Source organism: Mesoterricola sediminis (assembly GCF_030295425.1).
GTDB lineage: Bacteria > Acidobacteriota > Holophagae > Holophagales > Holophagaceae > Mesoterricola > Mesoterricola sediminis.
On the sequence record NZ_AP027081.1, the window covers coordinates 4,459,689 to 4,476,125 of the forward strand.

Below are 16,437 nucleotides of genomic sequence, written 5' to 3' on the forward strand. Positions count from 1 at the left end.
CACTGTTCCACGCCCGAGGATCTACCGGTGTCCCCTCTCCCTCCCCCCATCCCGCAGGCCCTGTCATGACCGCACGGATCATCGCGCTGGCCAACCAGAAGGGCGGGGTCGGCAAGACGACCTCCGCCATCAACCTGGCCGCGAGCCTGGCCATGATGGAGAAGCTCGTGCTCCTGGTGGACTTCGATCCCCAGGGCCACAGCACGACGGGGCTCGGGTTCCCCAAGCCGGATCACCGGGCGGGGTCGTACGCCCTCATGAAGGGCGCCCCGGTCGAGGCCCTCATCCTCACCACCGAGGTCCCGATGCTGCAGGTGATCCCCGCGGGCAAGGACCTCGCCCAGCTGGAGTTCGAGCTCTTCGAGCTGCCGGAGCTGCAGGTGCTGCGCCGGGCCCTGGGCCCCGTCCTGGAGCGCTTCGACTACATCCTCATCGATCCGCCCCCCAGCCTGGGCATGATCACCCTCAACGCCCTCACCGCCGCCGACGAGGTGATCGTCCCCATGCCCTGCGAGTTCCTCGCCATGGACGGCCTCGCGGAGCTGATGGAGACCATCCGCCGCATCCAGGCCGGGCCGAACCCGCGCCTGAAGCTGGGCGGCATCCTCCTCACCATGGCCGAGGAGCGCACGAACCTGGGTTCCGCCGTCGCCAGCGAGGTGCGCTCGGCCTTCCCCGGCAAGGTCTTCCAGACCCAGATCCCCCGCAACATCCGGCTGGCCGAGGCCCCGAGCCACGGCAAGCCCGTCGCGTTCTACGACCTCCGCTCCAAGGGCGCCCAGGCCTACCTGAGCCTGGCCAAGGAGTGGCTGGGGCTCGAGGCGCCCCTCCCCGCGAGAGAGAACCCATGACCACCAAACGCCCCGCCCTGGGCCGCGGGCTCACCTCCCTCATGAGCCAGCTGGCCCCCGAAGACACCACCAACCGCGAGCTGCCGGTGGGCGCCCTCGTGGCGAACCGCCACCAGCCCCGCCTCCACTTCGACGAGGGCCTCCTCGAGGATCTCGCCGCGAGCCTGCGGACCCACGGCATGGTCCAGCCCATCGTGGCGCGCAAGGTGGGCGACCGCTACGAGATCATCGCCGGCGAGCGCCGCTGGCGGGCCGCGAAGCTCGCCGGGCTCACCACGGTCCCCGTCGTCCTCAAGGACGTCCCCGACGACCGGCTCCTGGAGTTCGCCCTGGTGGAGAACATCCAGCGGCAGGAGCTCAACCCGATCGAGGAGGCCAAGGCCTACTTCCAGCTCGGCGAGCACCTGCGCCTCACCCAGGAGCAGGTGGCGGACCGCGTGGGCAAGTCCCGCCCCCAGGTGGCCAACACCCTGCGGCTGCTGCGCCTCCCCTCCCGCCTCCAGGAGCTGGTGTCCTTCTCCCGCCTCTCCACGGGCCACGCCAAGGTCCTGCTCGGCGTCGAGGACGCCCGGCTCCAGGACCAGCTCGCCGAGGAGGTGGTCGAGAAGCAGCTCAGCGTCCGCGCCCTGGAGGCCCGCGTCCACAAGCTCGGGCGGGCGACCAAGGGCAAGACCCGGCGCCACCATCCCCAGGCGGTCTTCCTCAAGGCGGCCGCCGAGGAGCTGACCCAGGCCTGGCGCACCCGGGTGGAGATCCGCCCCCGGGGCAAGGGGGGCCTGCTCCAGATCCACTACGGCAGCGAGGCCGAGCTGGACCGGATCTTCGAAGGCTTGAAATCGGGCCCGGGAACCCGTTAACGTTTCCCCTCGGTCCGGCCGGGCTGAGCCCGGCGGTCCGCCGGGGGTTTGGGGGGATCCGGATCATCCCAGCGCAGGGTCGCCGTTCCCCCCGGTTCTGAGGTGCCGATGTCCTGGTTCATCAAGAAACGTCAGCAGAAGACCGCGGTCGAGGAGCGCACGGTCCGGGTCCCCGAGGGGCTCTGGGTCAAGTGCGAGGCCTGCCGCGAGCTCATCTACCGGGCCGAACTGGCCAACACGCGGAACGTCTGCCCCAAGTGCGGGTACCACTTCCGCATCGGGGTCGCCGAGCGCCTGGAATCCATGATGGACCCGGGTTCCGTGGAGCTCTTCGGCAACCTCCGCAGCGGCGACCCCCTGGGCTTCGTCGCCACCAAGCCCTACAAGGACCAGCTCAAGCGCCTCCACGAGGCGGGCCACGACCACGACGCCGTCCTCGTCGTGGAGGGCACCCTCAAGGGGCACCCGGTGGTCCTGGCCATCATGGACTGGGACTTCCTGGCCGCGAGCATGGGCAGCGTGGTGGGCGAGAAGCTCCGCCTGGGCGCCGAACGCGCCCTGGCCCAGGGCTGCGCCTACATCATCGTCAGCTGCTCGGGCGGGGCCCGCATGCAGGAGGGCACCCTCTCCCTCATGCAGATGGCCAAGGTGAGCGCGGCCCTGGCGCGCCTGGACGACGCCGGGATCCCCTACCTCTCGATCCTCACCGATCCCACGACGGGCGGGGTCAGCGCCAGCCACGCCATGCTGGGCGACCTCAACATCGCCGAACCCAAGGCCCTCATCGGCTTCGCCGGGCCGCGGGTCATCGAACAAACCATCAAGCAGACCCTGCCCGAGGGCTTCCAGCGCTCCGAGTTCCTGCAGGCCCACGGCATGGTGGACAAGGTCGTCCCCCGCGACCGGCTGCGGGACTTCGTGGCCACGGCCCTGGACTGGATGACCGGCGGCCATGACTGAGCCGGACGGCTTGCGCCGCCTGGAAGCGCGGGGCCACTGGGGCATCAAGTGCGGGCTGGAGAACATCAGGAGCCTGCTCGCGCGGCTGGACCACCCGGAGCGCGCCTGCCCCGTCGTTCTCATCGCCGGCACCAACGGCAAGGGCAGCACCGGCGCCTTCCTGGCCCACGCCCTCCGGGCCGCCGGTCGCCGCGTCGGCTGGACCACCTCCCCCCACCTCCGCCACCCCCGGGAGCGCATCTGGGTGGATGGGGCCTGCCTGGAGCCCGCCGAGCTGGAGGGGTTCCTGGAGGAGGTCTTCCGGGCGGAAGCGGCCCTGGGGCTGCGGGCCACGTACTTCGAGCTCATGATCGCCGCCGCCTTCCTCGCCTTCCGTGCGGCGCGCCTGGACGGCGCCGTCGTGGAAGTGGGCATGGGCGGCCGCTGGGACGCCACCAACGCCTCGGATCCCGTGCTCACCGTCCTCACCAACGTGGAACGGGACCACATGCAGTACCTGGGCTCCACCCGGGAGGCCATCGGCCGCGAGAAGCTCTGCACGGCGCGGCACGGCCGGCCTCTCGTCCTGGGGCCGCGCCTGGACCCCGCCTGGATCTGGCCCCTGCTGGAATGCCGCCCGGTCCTCCACCCCGCGCCCGCCCTCCGCGCGGAGCACCTGGCCTGGGACCACAGCCGCGTGGCCGGCCATCGCGTGCCCCTCGCCGGCGCCCACCAGCTGGAGAACCTGGCCACGGCCCTGGAGGCCCTGCGCTGCCTGGGCGTGCCCGAGGCGGCCGCGTGGCGGGGCGTCGAGGCGACGCGCTGGCCGGGCCGGCTTTGGGCCGTGCCGGGGCTGGACGGCGTCACCCTGGATGGGGCCCACAATCTGGACGGCGCCCGGCGCCTGGCGGAGCACGCCCTCGCCACGGGCACCCGCCCCCACCTCTTCTTCAGCGCCATGGGCGACAAGGACCTGGCCGGCATGCGCGCCGAGCTGGAGCGCCTCGCGCCGGTCTCGCTCACCCTGGTGCACGGCGAGAACCCGCGGTATGCGACGCCCGAGGCCCTCCGGGAGATCTGGGGCACCCGCCAGGCGGTCCTGGACATCGCCACGGCCGCCGCCCGCCTGCGAGAACCCGCGGACGGCCCGCGCCTCGTGTGCGGCTCCCTCTATTTCATCGGCGACCTGCTGGGGGCCCTGGGCGTGGATCCCGCCCGCCCCTGAGATGGTAACGTGGGGGGCAGCCTATGAGCCTCCCACCCGGATCCCGGCTCGGTCCCTACGAGCTCGTCGCCCTCCTCGGCGCCGGAGGGATGGGCGAGGTCTACCGGGCCCTGGATCCCCGCCTGGGCCGGGACGTGGCCCTCAAGGTCCTCCACGCCTCCGGGGCCTCCGATCCGCAGCAGCTCCGCCGGTTCGAGCAGGAGGCCCGGGCGGTGGCCGCCCTGAACCATCCCAACATCCTCCAGGTGTACGACACGGGCCTGCACGAGGACGCGCCGTACATCGTCATGGAACTCCTGGAGGGGTCCAACCTGCGGGAGCGCATGGGGGGCCAGCCCCTCCCGCCCCGCCGGGTCCTGGACATCGCGATCCAGGCGGCCCGGGGCCTCGCGGCCGCCCATGACAAGAAGATCATCCACCGGGACCTCAAGCCGGAGAACCTGTTCATCACCACCGAAGGCCTGGTGAAGATCCTGGACTTCGGGCTCGCCAAGCTCGCCCCCGCCCTTCCCCAGGACGCGGAGAAGACCCTGGCCCAGCCCTTCGCCGCGGGCGCGACCCTGGCCGGCACCCTCCTCGGCACCACGGGCTACATGTCCCCCGAGCAGGTGAACGGCTCGGAGGTGGACGCCCGCTCCGACCTCTTCGCCTTCGGCGCCATCCTCTACGAGCTGGTCGCGGGCCGCCCCCCCTTCCAGCGCCCCACCCTGGTGGAGACCCTGCACGCCATCCTCAAGGAGGAGCCTCCGGATCCGGACCCGGCCGGGCGCCTGCCGCCGGCCCTGGCCCGGGCCCTGCACCGGTGCCTGGAGAAGGATCCGCGGCGGCGGTTCCAGACCGCCGCGGACCTGCTTTTCCACCTGGAGGGGGCCACGCTCCCCCAGAGCACCCAGACCCACCTGCGCCTCCCCTGGCGCCCCCGGCCCGTGCCCCGGTGGCTCCGCCTCGCGGCGGCCACGGCCGGATTGGCGGCCTTGGCCGCGGGCGCCTTCCTGCTGGGGCGGCGCGCCTCGGCCCCCGCGCCGCCGGGGTACCACCGGCTCACCTACCGCAAAGGCGTCATCCGCTCCGCCCGGTTTTCCGCCGATGGGCAGACCTACGTGTACAGCCTCCACACCACCGGCCGCACCCAGGTGCTGGCGGGACGCACGGACGGTGTTGGCGCCCGGTCTCTGGGCCTCCCGGAGGGAACCGAGATCCTCGCCATCTCCCGGCACGGCGACATGGCCCTCCTGCTGAGGCCGGATCCTTCGGACGCAGGCACGCTGGCCATCGCGCCCCTCTCCGGCGGGGCGCCCCGGGAGCGCCTCGCCCAGGTGTACGAGGCCGACTGGAGCCCCGACGGCCAGCACCTGGCCGTCATCCGCAAGGGCGCGGACAGCCACTACGTGGTCGAGTATCCCATCGGGCATCCCGTCTACCACGGCCCCCCGGTGACCCCCACCCTCCTGGACAACGTCCGGGTCAGCCCCCGGGGGGACCGGGTCGCCTTCCTGGAGCACCTGGGCATCGGCCGCGAAAGCCTGTCCGTGGTGGACCGCGCCGGGCGCCGGACCGTGCTGGTGGAGGGCGCCTGCGAGACCCTGGCCTGGGCCCCCGACGGCAAGCGCCTCTTCTTCACCTTCCAGCCCGGGGGGGACCGGCATGAGATCCGGTCCGTGACCCTCGCCGGGCGCCAGCAGGTCGTGGCGACCGTCCTGGGCCGCGTGCGGATCCGGGACATCACCCCCTCGGGCCGGCTCCTGCTGGACCAGACCCTCAACCGCACCTCCATGGTCCTCCAGGGACCCAGATCCCCGGCCGGCCAGGACCTCTCCTGGCTGAACACCTCGTACCTCGCCGATCTCTCGGCCGACGGCGCCCAGGTCCTCTTCGGCGAACCCCAGGAGGGCCCGGGACCCGGCGGCGCCTACCTCCGGCGCCGGGACGGGGGGGACGCCGTGCGCCTGGGGGACGGGGATCCCCTGTCCCTGGCGCCCGACGGCTCCGCAGCCCTCATCCTCTCCGTCGACGCCCGGAAGGCCCTCTCCCTCTTCCCCACCGGCCAGGGCGCGCCCCGGGTCCTCTGTCCGACGGTGCGGGCGGACTGGGCCGTGTTCGCCGCCGGCGGCAGCCAGGTCCTGGTGGGCGGCATCGGCCCCGACGGCGAATTCCGGGTCTGGCTGCAGCCGGCGGCGGGCGGCGCGCCCACCCCCTGGACCGCCGCCGTGCCCCCCGAGGCCTTTCCGGTGGTGGCCCCCGGCGGCGCCCAGGTCGCCCTGGCGCCGGTGCGCGGCCGGGTGGAGATCTACACCCTGGAAGGCCGGCTCCTGCGGACGGTGCGGGGCCTCCGGGAGGGCGAGATCCCCGTCCAGTGGGAGCCCTCCGGCCAAGCGCTGCTGCTGGCCGACTTGACCGGCCTCCCCGCGCGCCTCACGCGCCTCGACCTGGCCACGGGCGCCCGGCGACCCTGGCGGGAGGTGGGCCCCCCGGACCGGGACGGTGTCGACCGCCTGCGCGCCCTGGTGGTGAGCGCCGATGGGCGGACCCTGGCCTACGCCTACACCCGCACCCTGGCCTCCGACCTCTACGTGACGGATCCGCTGCCCTGACGAACGGAAGGCCCCCGGAAGGGGGCCTTCGTCTTCTTCTGCTTCCAACCCCGCGTGTCCATCTCCGGGAGCCAGTCGGAGCGGGCGCGGCCCTCACGTCTTCAGGTATGCGCGGATGGCGGGTGGGGTTCCCCGGAATTCCGAATCGGGTCCAAAGAAAATAAAAAGGGTCGCCGCGTAAACCCTTTTTGAAATTCAGTCTTAATTGAATTTATGTGAAGCTGTGACAAGTTGGTGAATTTTTTATATAAATTTATCCACTCTTTCTCCTTGCATTTCAACAAAAGAGGATTGTAATGACGGCAATCCGCCACCGAATTGTCACAACCATGCGTTGGACGACACGGGGTCATTGCCAGACTGCACTTCCACCGTCCCGGGACCGAGAACCCGGGACCTCCCCTCAACGTTCCATAGGAGCCAGCCTATGACTAACCGCTTTGCCAAGCTGGGCTTTACAGCCCTGGCCCTGGTCGCCAGCCCCGCGCTGGTCGCCCAGACCTCCACGACGGGAAGCGTCAACGGCGTCGTTGCCGACAAGGGCGGCGCCCCTGTCGCCGGCGCGACCATCCTCATGGTTTCCGGTCAGATCAGCCGCACCGTGGTGACGGACGCGGAAGGCCGGTTCTCCGCGAGCCTCCTCAACCCCGGCCGTTGGACCTGCACGGTGTCCAAGCCCGGGTACACGACCACCAAGCAGACCGTCTCGGTCAGCATCAACACCAACACCCTCGCCAACTTCAAGATGGGCAAGGAAGGGTCCGCCACCGTCGAAGTGGTCGCCTCCGCCACCGCGGTCGACACAACTTCGACCACGACCGGCTCGAACTTCTCCATGGACGTCATCGCGGACGTGCCGAAGGGCCGCGACATCGGCGACGTGGCGTTCATGACCCCGGGCGTGTCGTTCTCCGGCTTCAACGCCAGCGACAGCCTCGGCCTGAACATCTCCATCGCCGGCGCCTCCGGCGCCGAGAACTCCTTCAGCGTGGACGGCCTGAAGACCAACGACATGCGCTACGGCGGCCAGGGCGTCTCCATGAGCCAGGAGTTCGTCGACCAGATCGAGGTCCAGACCGGCGGCTACAAGCCCGAGTACTCCGCCATGGGCGGTGTGTTCAACGTGCTCACCAAGAGCGGCACAAACACCTTCGCCGGCAGCGCCTGGGCCGACATGAGCCCCGGCTCCCTGTCCCCCGCCCTGAAGAAGAACGCCTTCTACTCCGAGTCCAAGCCCGTCGACACCTACCAGATCGGCGCGCTGGCCAGCGGCGCCTTCATCAAGGACAAGTTCTTCTACGCCGTGGGCCTCAACCTGCTGCAGACGAACACCCCCAGCTCCCCGAACCTGGACGGCCTTTCGGTTGGCGCCATCAAGACGCCCACCTACCAGTTCTTCGCCAAGTTCAACTACTACCTGAACACGGACAACCAGCTGACCGCTTCCTACTTCGGCAGCCAGCAGACCGCGGACCAGGACAACAACGCGGCCACGCCCGGCGATTTCGTGGACGGCCACGGCAACATGTGGTCCGGCAACAAGACCAAGGACAATTCCAACAACTTCAGCCTGATCTGGGATTCCGCCCTCACGACCAACTTCAGCATGTCGGTGAAGCTCGGCCAGGCCAGCCGCCTCAACCAGGTCACCCCCAAGTCGGACACCCCCGAGGTGATCGACTACACCTACTTCTACGGGCCCCGCACCGGCTTCCCCGGCGGCGCCGGCTACGGCCAGGCCGACGAGGGCATCCGCTGGGCCACCGGCGGCTACGGCACCAACGAGAAGGAGACCAACCTCCTCCGGCAGGGCTCCATCGACTTCACCTGGGTCCTGGGGAACCACTCCGTCAAGGGCGGCTTCTCCCACATGACCTCGCGGTACGAGACCCACAGCCACCGCAGCGGCGCCGAGAGCGTGGTCTGGTACACCAACATGGCGGCCAATGGCGAGCTGCGCATCAGCAAGCGTCTCTACACCAATGACTCCGTCGCCAACGCCGAATTCCAGGCCCTGTACCTGCAGGACACCTGGCAGGTGACCAAGAACCTGAACCTGTTCTACGGCGCCCGCGCCGAGCACCAGACCCAGAAGGGCAACAACGGGAAGCCCTTCATGGAGTTCAAGTTCACGGACTACATCCAGCCCCGCATCGGCTTCACCTGGGACATCAAGGGCGACGCCACGTCCAAGCTGTCCGGCAGCTTCGCCGAATACTACGAGCAGATCCCGCAGCGGATGGCCATCCGCACCTACGGCAACGAGGATTACTTCCGCTACAACTACTACGGCAGCGGCTACACCGGCCCCGTCCTCATGTGGAATGCCGCCGCCTCCACCCAGCCCTGGACCCTGGTCAATGGCCAGACCCCCGTGCTCGCCGCCAACTACTCCCTCGGCTGGAGCCACGATCCCATCGCCGACGGCGTCAAGCTGCCGAAGCGCATCGAGTACCAGCTGGGCTACGACCAGCAGGTGTCCACCACCACCACCCTCGGCATCCACGGCCGCTACCGCAAGCTGACGAACCCCCTCGAGGATTCGGAGCTGGTGGTCAACGACGGCTCCGGAACGCCCCTGGATCCCAACGACGACGTGGGCCAGGCCGTCATCTGGAACCCGCGTCCCGGCAAGGTCTCCTTCACGAACCTGGCGGGCCAGCACGTCACCGTCGACGTCCAGGGCTACCCCGAGGCCTACAACGAGTACAAGGCCGTGGACGTCTCGTACACCTACAAGACGGCCAACACCCTCCTCTTCCTGGGCTACACCTGGAGCCGGAACTACGGCAATTACGAGGGCCTCATCAGCCCCTCCAATGGCCAGGCTGACGGCAACATCACCGCCTCGTACGACTACCAGCCCTACGTCGGCACGGGCCTCCTCCCCGTCGACCACGAGCACGCCTTCAAGGCCTACGGCTACCACAAGTTCCTGGTCGGCCAGCTGGATTCCCTCACCCTGGGCTTCAATTTCATGGCCCAGAGCGGCACGCCCATCTCCAAGCAGGACAACGGCGACAGCACCTACGGTGCCGGCCTGGGCGATCCCGGTGGCTACGGCAACGCCACCTTCGTGGGCGGCCTGATGGGCAACTACGGCCGCACCCAGACCCAGACCAAGCTGGACGTGAACATGATGTACACCCACGTCCTCGCCAACAAGATGAAGCTCTCCGGCTTCCTCCAGATCTACAACCTCTACAACTACCGTCCCGCCCTCTCGGTCTTCGAGCAGGCCGCCGACGTGCTCGGCAACATGCTGCCGGACGGCAAGTGGAGGTCCCCCACCACGTACCAGGCTCCCCGGTCCTTCCGCTTCGGCGTGAAGCTGGCCTTCTGAGCCGTTCCACCCAACCCGAAGGCCCCCGCGCGAGCGGGGGCCTTCGTGTACGGGCCCGGGCGCCTGGGGCAGCGGCCGATCCCCTCGGAGGATCCAGGCTCCGTCGCGGACGCTGAGCTAGAGGGTGGCGACCATCACGGCCTTGATGGTGTGCATGCGGTTCTCGGCCTCGTCGAAGGCCTTGCAGTGCCGGCTGCGGAAGACCTCGTCGGTGACTTCGCGGATGTCGTGGCCCTGCTCCTTCATGTCCTTGGCCAGCTTGGTCTCGAAGTCATGGAAGGCCGGCAGGCAGTGGAGGAAGATCACGTCGGGATTGCCCGTGCGCTTGAGCAGGTCCAGGGTGACGCGGTACGGCGTCAGGAGCCGCACGCGCTCGGGGATCTGCGCCTCCTCGCCCATGGAGGCCCACACGTCCGTGTAGATGACGTCGGCCCCGGCCACCGCGGCGGGATCATCGGTGATCTCGAGGATCGCGCCCGTCTCCTTCGCGGCCTCGCGGGCGCGGGCGAGCACGTCCTCGCTGGGCGCGAGGGCCTTGGGGCCCAGGCCCACGAAGTGCATGCCGGTCTTGGCGGCGCCGTACATGAGGGCGTACGACATGTTGTTGCGGATGTCCCCGCAGAAGACCAGCTTCACCTTGTTCAGGGGCTTGGCCACGTGCTCCTCGATGGTGAGGAAGTCGGCCAGGATCTGGGTGGGATGATCCACGTCCGTGAGGCCATTCCAGACGGGCACGCCAGCGTGCTTGGCCAGGGCCTCCACCACCTCCTGCTTGTAGCCGCGGTACTCGATGCCGTCGTAGAAGCGGCCCAGCACCTTGGCGGAATCCTCCAGGGACTCCTTCTTGCCCATCTGGCTGCTGTTGCTGTCCAGGAAGGTGACGTGGGCCCCCTCCTCCAGCGCGGCCACTTCGAAGGCGCAGCGCGTGCGGGTGGAGGTCTTCTCGAAGAGCAGGACGATGTTCTTGCCCTTGAGCACGTCGTTGTAGATGCCCATGCGCTTCTTGGCCTTGAGGTCCCTGGACAGGTCCAGGAGGTAGCGGACTTCCTCGACGGTGAAGTCCATGAGGGTCAGGAAGCTGCGGCCCTTCAGGTTGACTGCCATGGTTCGCTCCTTGGGTGGGGTTGCCGGGAATGGGCAATATATTGCCACGGCCAGCTTAGCACGGCCCCGGCCTCCCCCAAGGGGTGAGGCGCGTCACTTCTGCGCGGTTTTCCAGGCGTCGAGGAGCTTGCGCTCCGCGGCGGCGTCGGGCCCGGCCAGGCGGATCCGGCCCTTCTCCACCTGCTCCTGGCCGTGGTACCAGGCGAGGGTGTCCTTCACCGTCTCGGCCACGGGCCGGAAGGTGAGGCCCGCCTTGACGGCCTTCAGGTTGCTCCAGGTGTGGAAGCCCTGGGTCTCGCCCTCGGCGGGCGCCCAGATGGGGAAGTCCGGCCCCTGCTGCTTGGCGAGGAAGGCGGTGGGGATCCAGGTGAGGGTGGGCTTCGTGGAGCTGGCCGCCCGGCAGGCCTCCACCAGCTCGCCCCAGGGCAGCTTGCGGGCGGGGCCGCAGGCGTTGAACACGCCCCGGGTGCCCGTCTCGGCCAGGTGCACCAGCCACTGGCCCAGGTCCCGCACATCGATGATCTGGACGGGATCCGCCGGACCGCCCGGCACGGCCACCTCGCCGCCCCGGTCCATGCGCACAGGCCAGTAGGTGAACCGGCCGGTGGGGTCGTCGGGCCCCACGATGTAGCCGGGGCGCACCACGGTCACCCGCCCGGGCATGGCCTTCTCCGCGGCCTGCTCGCACAGGGCCTTGAGGCCGCCGTAGTTCTCGTACTGCTTGCCCATCTCCTCCACGGCCGGGTCGGCCAGGGTGGCCAGGGGGGCCCGCTCGTCCCCGTTCACGGGGTTGGGTTCCTTGTAGGCGGAGATGCTGGAAATGATGATGTACTGCTTGCAGCGCCCGGCCAGGAGGCTGGCGGAGGCGGCCACGTGGCGGGGGTAGTAGGCCGAGTTGTCGATGACCACGTCCCAGGTCCCCTGCTCCAGGGCCTTGAGCCCCTCGCCCTTCTTCGGATCCCGGTCGCCCTGGAGGCGCTCGACGCCCGGAAGGAGGTCCGGCCGCGTCTTGCCGCGGTTGAACATGGTGACCTTGTGGCCCCTCGCCAGGGCGTGCTCGATGGTGGCGGGGCCCAGGTAGCCCGTGCCGCCCAGCACGAGGATGCGCAGGGGCTTGGCGGGCCTGGCGGGCGCCTTGGGGGCGGCCGCGAAGGCGGTGCGGCCCAGGGTGGCGGCCGCGAAGGCGGTGCGGCCCAGGGTGGCGGCCGCGGCGGCGGTGCCGGCGGCCTGGAGGAAGGTGCGGCGGGACAGGACCATGGGGACCCCCGGTGGAAAAGGTGCTTCGACTATACCTCGTCATGCTATATATCAACCACCCTTTTTCGGACCCCCCATGGACGCCCAACCCTCCTTTGCCCTCAAGGCCCTCGGCCGCCTCGTCCAGGTGCGGGAGGGCGAAGGCCGCCCCCTGGTCCTGGGGACGGCCTGGTTCTTCCTCCTCATGACCGGCTACTACCTCCTGCGGCCCGTCCGGGACGCCTTCGGCATCGCCCGCGGGGCGGACAAACTCCCCTGGCTCATGACGGCCACGCTGGTGTGCATGTTCGCCGTGAACCCAGCCTTCGCGGCCATGGTCTCCCGCCTCCCGCGGCGCCGCTTCGTGCCCCTGGCCTATCGCCTGTGCACCCTGTGCCTGGTGGCCTTCTACGCCCTCTACCGCTTCCTCCCCGGCCACGGCGGGGCGGCCCTGGGCTACGTGTTCTACGTGTGGCTGAGCGTCTTCAATCTCTTCGCCGTCTCGGTGTTCTGGGCCTTCATGGCCGACGGCTGGAACCAGGAGCAGGGCAGCCGGCTGTTCGGCTTCATGGCCATGGGGGGCACCCTGGGCGCCATCGTGGGCGCGGCCGGCGCCCAGGCCCTCGCCCGGGGGCTCTGGAGGGCCGACGCGGGCACCTCCCTCCTCCTGGCGGTGCTCTGCCTGGAGGCGGCGGTCCTCTGCATCCGGGCCCTCGCCGCGCGCTTCGGCATGGGCGCGGGCACCGCCACCCGGGAACCGGGCCCCGGCACCCTCCAGGGCCTGCGTCTCATCGCCGGGTCGCCCTTCCTCGCCCTCATCGCCCTCTACATCCTGCTCTACACCCTCACGTCCACTTTCCTCTACCTGGAGCAGGGGGCCATCGTCGCCCGCACCTTCACCGGGGCCGCCCGCACCGCGGCCTTCGCCCGCATCGATCTCTGGGTGAACGTGCTCACCCTCGCCACCCAGGTGCTCCTGGCCAGCCGGATCATCGCCCGCTTCGGCCTCCGGGCCGTGCTCTGCTTCATGCCGGTCCTGACCCTGGGCGGCTTTGGCGCCCTGGCGGCCCTGCCCACCTTCGGGACCTTGGCGGTCTTCCAGGTGCTGCGCCGGGGCCTCCACTACGCCGTGGACCGCCCGGCCCGGGAGGCCCTCTACATCCCCCTGGGCCCGGACGAGAAGTACAAGGCCAAGCCCTTCATCGACACCTTCATCTACCGCGTGGGCGATCTCCTGGGCACCTGGACCCCGGCGGCCCTGGCCGCCCTGGCCCTGCCCGTCGCCCCCGCCGCCCTGGCGGCCTCAGCCGCCTGGATCCTGGGGGCCTCCCGGCTGGGGGCCCACTGGCAGCGCCGCTGAGCTCCGCCCCGCGGGACGTCAGTCCAGGCCATCCACGATGAGGATGCCGGGGGCGAAGCCGAGGCCCTCGGCGTCCTTCGGCGTGCGCAGGCCCCAGAGGGCGATGCGCTTGGCGTAGGGCGCGAAGAAGGCCGGGCGGGCCTTCACGGCGGACAGGGGCAGGTGGAGGGTGAGGGTTTCGGGCAGGTCGGCCAGGGCCTCCGCGTCCAGGTCCGCGGCCTCGTCGGGTTCCCAGAGGAAGCCGCAGCGGGCTTCGGGGCAGGCGGCCCAGAGCTGGAGCACTTCGCTGTGCTCGAAGCTGCTGAAGATCACCCTATCCAGGGCCCCGGCGGCCTCGACGGCGGCCAGGGCCTGGACCCAGCCGGGCTCGCCCTTGAGCTCCACGTTGATGAGGCGGGCCGGCAGGTCCAGCACGTCGGAGAGGCGGGGCACCGCCTCGCCGTTCCGGAGGCGGGGCAGGTCCGAGCTCTTCAGGCGGCGGAGGAGGCCCCGGCCCTGGGCCGTGCGGCCGAGGTCGTCATCGTGGAGCACGTGGCAGACGGCATCCGCCGTGGGCTGCACATCCAGCTCGAAGCCGTCCATGCCGGCCGCCAGGGCGGCCTTGAAGGCTTCCAGGGAATTCTCCAGGTGCTTGCTCGAAAGGCCGCGATGGCCGAGGATGCGGGTCATGGGGGGCTCCTGCCGGGGGGGCGTCTCCGCCCGCAGCGGGGCCGCGGCGGGCAGGGACCAGAAAAGGATGGATGCGAGGAAGGTCCGGGGGGCGATCATGGTTCACCGGCGAGGCGGGACCTTAGATGATCTTGCCGGGGTTGAAGATGCCGAGCGGATCGACGCCCTGCTTGATGCCCCGGAGGGCCTCCAGGTGGTAGGGGTCGCTGAAGTGATGGAAGGCGTCCCGCTTGGCGAGGCCGATGCCGTGCTCCCCGCTGAGGGTGCCCCCCAGGCGCACGCAGATGCCGAAGAGGTCCACCAGCTGGCGGTCCAGCTCGGGCCGCGGCGTCTCGCCCGCCGCCAGGAGGTTGACGTGGAGGTTGCCGTCGCCCAGGTGCCCGTAGGTGACCGTGGGCAGGCCCATGCCCTCCATGGCCTCGAAGAATTCGCGCACCCGGCTGCGGGGCACGACGATGTCCTCGCTGACCTTGCGCGGGTAGCGCTCCTTGAGGTGCACGGAGGTGAGGCGGCGGACCTCCCATAGGGCTTCGCGCTGGCGCGCGTCGGTGGCCGACTGGAGGTGCTCGGCCAGGTCGCCGAGGGCCTCGATCAGCCCCTCCAGGAAGGCTTCGGTGCCGCAGTCCCGGTCATCGAACTCCAGGAGGGCCAGGGCCTCCCCGGGCATGCGGCGCGCGGCCTCGGGCCCATGGCTGCGCAGGTCCGCCAGCACGGAGGGATCCCAGAACTCGAAGGCCGCGGGCAGGTACCCCGCGGACACCAGGCGGGCCGGGAGCTCCAGCAGGTCGTGCCAGCGCTCCATGGGCAGGAGGAGCGTCAGGCGCTCCTGGGGCGCGGGGATGAGCCGGACGGTGGCGCCGGTGATGATGCCGAAGATGCCCTCGCTGCCGATGAGGAGCTGGCCGAGGCTGGGGCCGGTGTTGCACTTGACGCTGGGGATGCCGAAGGTGTGCACCTCGCCGTCGGCCATGAGGGCCTCGACGGCCAGCACCCACTGGCGCGTCATGCCGTACTTGCAGGCGCCGGGCCCGCCCGCGTTGGTGGCGAGGCTGCCGCCGAAGGCGCACTGGTCCCAGGAGTTCGGATCCGGGGGATAGAACAGCCCCTCGGCGAGGGCGGCGGCCTTCACGTCCTTCAGCAGGGCGCTGGCGGGGGCCCGCAGGGCCAGGTCGGGGCGCGACACCTCGATGCGGCCTTCGTACTGGCCCATGTCCACCACGACGGCGGGTCCCATGGGGAGGCAGCCGCCGGCCTTGCCCGTGCCGGTGCCGCGGGGCACCAGGGAGAAGCCCTCGGCCTTGGCGCGGCGCACCAGCTCCCGCAGGGCCGCGGGGGTGCGGGGCTTCACCACCGCCAGGGGCGCGTCCCCCGTCAGGTGGGACTCGTCGTGGCGGTAGGCCTCGGTGGTGTCCGAGGCGGTGAGGACGGCGGCGTCGGGGATCTCGGGAAAGGTGGCCATGGATCCATTGTGGACCCAATCGCCCCCGCCCGGGTCAGCCGACCAGGGTGCCCACCACCTGGCCCTTCACGGCGGCCAGGAGGTTGCCGGGCTCGGTCATGTTGAAGACGAGGATCGGCAGGTGGTTGTCGCGGCAGAGGCTGATGGCGGCGGCGTCCATGACCTTGAGGTTCTTCTCCAGGACCTCCTGGAAGCTGATCCGGTCGTACTTGGTGGCCGTGGGGTCCTTCTTGGGATCGGCGGTGTAGACGCCGTCCACGTTCGTGGCCTTCATCACCACCTGGGCGTCGATCTCGTTGGCGCGGAGGGCGGCGGCGGTGTCGGTGGAGAAGTAGGGGTTGCCCGTCCCCGCCCCGAAGATCACGACGCGCCCCTTCTCCAGGTGGCGCATCGCGCGGCGGCGGATGTAGCTCTCGGCCACCTTGGGCACGTCGATGCCGGCCATGACGCGGGTCTCGATGCCGTCCTGCTCGAGGGCGTCCTGGAGCGCCAGGGCGTTGATCATGGTGGCGAGCATGCCCATGTGGTCGGCGGTCACCCGGTCCATGCCCTTGGTGGCCCCCGCGACGCCCCGGAAGATGTTCCCGCCCCCGATCACCAGCCCCACTTCCACGCCCAGGGCCTGGATGGCCTTCACCTGGCCCGCGATGAGGGAGACCACCTCGGGATCGATCCCGTGGCCCAGGTCGCCCATGAGGGCCTCGCCGGAAAGCTTGAGGAGAATGCGCTTGTATTTCATGTGGAGGCTCCATGGAACGCGCTCCCGGAAGGGGGGCTTCCAGGAGCGCGGACGGGCGGCGGGA

12 protein-coding genes are annotated in these 16,437 nt (G+C 70.3%); 7 read left to right on the forward strand and 5 right to left on the reverse strand.

Annotation, left to right across the window (positions count from 1 at the left end):
• The first annotated feature begins 65 nt into the window (after positions 1 to 65).
• The 6 genes from R2J75_RS19455 to R2J75_RS19480 all read left to right on the forward strand — a co-directional run bounded on the left by R2J75_RS19455 (position 66) and on the right by R2J75_RS19480 (position 9,806).
• A complete protein-coding gene (locus R2J75_RS19455) occupies positions 66 to 851 on the forward strand; it encodes a ParA family protein (RefSeq protein ID WP_243333561.1) in 786 nt (261 codons plus the stop codon).
• Positions 848 to 1,708: a ParB/RepB/Spo0J family partition protein gene (locus R2J75_RS19460; protein WP_243333558.1), complete on the forward strand. Its 861-nt coding sequence runs from the start codon at positions 848 to 850 to the stop codon at positions 1,706 to 1,708. The genes R2J75_RS19455 and R2J75_RS19460 overlap by 4 nt, the downstream gene beginning before the upstream one ends.
• A 108-nt stretch (positions 1,709 to 1,816) precedes the next feature.
• Positions 1,817 to 2,668 carry an acetyl-CoA carboxylase, carboxyltransferase subunit beta gene (accD, locus tag R2J75_RS19465; RefSeq protein ID WP_243333557.1) on the forward strand — a complete coding sequence of 284 codons (852 nt, stop codon included), beginning with the start codon at positions 1,817 to 1,819 and terminating at the stop codon, positions 2,666 to 2,668.
• Complete coding sequence (locus tag R2J75_RS19470; RefSeq protein ID WP_316410825.1) at positions 2,661 to 3,872, forward strand: bifunctional folylpolyglutamate synthase/dihydrofolate synthase; 1,212 nt, start codon at positions 2,661 to 2,663, stop codon at positions 3,870 to 3,872. Before accD ends, R2J75_RS19470 begins: the two co-directional genes overlap by 8 nt.
• Positions 3,873 to 3,895: 23 nt before the next feature.
• On the forward strand, positions 3,896 to 6,463 hold the full coding sequence (locus tag R2J75_RS19475) for a serine/threonine-protein kinase (protein WP_316410826.1): 2,568 nt from the start codon (positions 3,896 to 3,898) through the stop codon (positions 6,461 to 6,463).
• Positions 6,464 to 6,890: 427 nt separating this feature from the next.
• Positions 6,891 to 9,806, forward strand: a complete 2,916-nt coding sequence (locus tag R2J75_RS19480) for a TonB-dependent receptor (RefSeq protein ID WP_243333551.1) — start codon at positions 6,891 to 6,893, stop codon at positions 9,804 to 9,806.
• Between the two features lie 117 nt (positions 9,807 to 9,923).
• Here the strand turns inward: R2J75_RS19480 and argF are convergent, their stop codons facing one another.
• Both argF and R2J75_RS19490 read right to left on the reverse strand, forming a co-directional pair.
• On the reverse strand, positions 9,924 to 10,910 hold the full coding sequence (gene argF, locus R2J75_RS19485) for an ornithine carbamoyltransferase (protein WP_243333548.1): 987 nt from the start codon (positions 10,908 to 10,910) through the stop codon (positions 9,924 to 9,926).
• 93 nt (positions 10,911 to 11,003) lie between these two features.
• Positions 11,004 to 12,167: an SDR family oxidoreductase gene (locus R2J75_RS19490; RefSeq protein ID WP_316410827.1), complete on the reverse strand. Its 1,164-nt coding sequence runs from the start codon at positions 12,165 to 12,167 to the stop codon at positions 11,004 to 11,006.
• A 76-nt stretch (positions 12,168 to 12,243) separates the two neighbouring features.
• On the opposite strand from R2J75_RS19490, the gene R2J75_RS19495 reads away from it, so the two are divergent.
• Positions 12,244 to 13,506: an NTP/NDP exchange transporter gene (locus R2J75_RS19495; protein ID WP_316410828.1), complete on the forward strand. Its 1,263-nt coding sequence runs from the start codon at positions 12,244 to 12,246 to the stop codon at positions 13,504 to 13,506.
• Between the two features lie 18 nt (positions 13,507 to 13,524).
• Here R2J75_RS19495 and R2J75_RS19500 read toward each other — a convergent pair whose 3' ends face one another.
• Genes R2J75_RS19500 through pyrH form a run of 3 tightly spaced genes read right to left on the reverse strand, consistent with a single transcriptional unit; the run spans position 13,525 to position 16,373 of the window.
• Entirely contained in the window at positions 13,525 to 14,274 is a 750-nt protein-coding gene (locus R2J75_RS19500) for a glycerophosphodiester phosphodiesterase (protein ID WP_243333545.1), read from the reverse strand.
• Positions 14,275 to 14,296: 22 nt separating this feature from the next.
• On the reverse strand, positions 14,297 to 15,634 hold the full coding sequence (locus R2J75_RS19505; protein WP_243333544.1) for an FAD-binding oxidoreductase: 1,338 nt from the start codon (positions 15,632 to 15,634) through the stop codon (positions 14,297 to 14,299).
• A gap of 34 nt (positions 15,635 to 15,668) precedes the next feature.
• Positions 15,669 to 16,373, reverse strand: coding sequence for a UMP kinase (pyrH, locus tag R2J75_RS19510; protein ID WP_243333543.1), 705 nt, complete (start codon positions 16,371 to 16,373; stop codon positions 15,669 to 15,671).
• Positions 16,374 to 16,437: the final 64 nt, after the last annotated feature.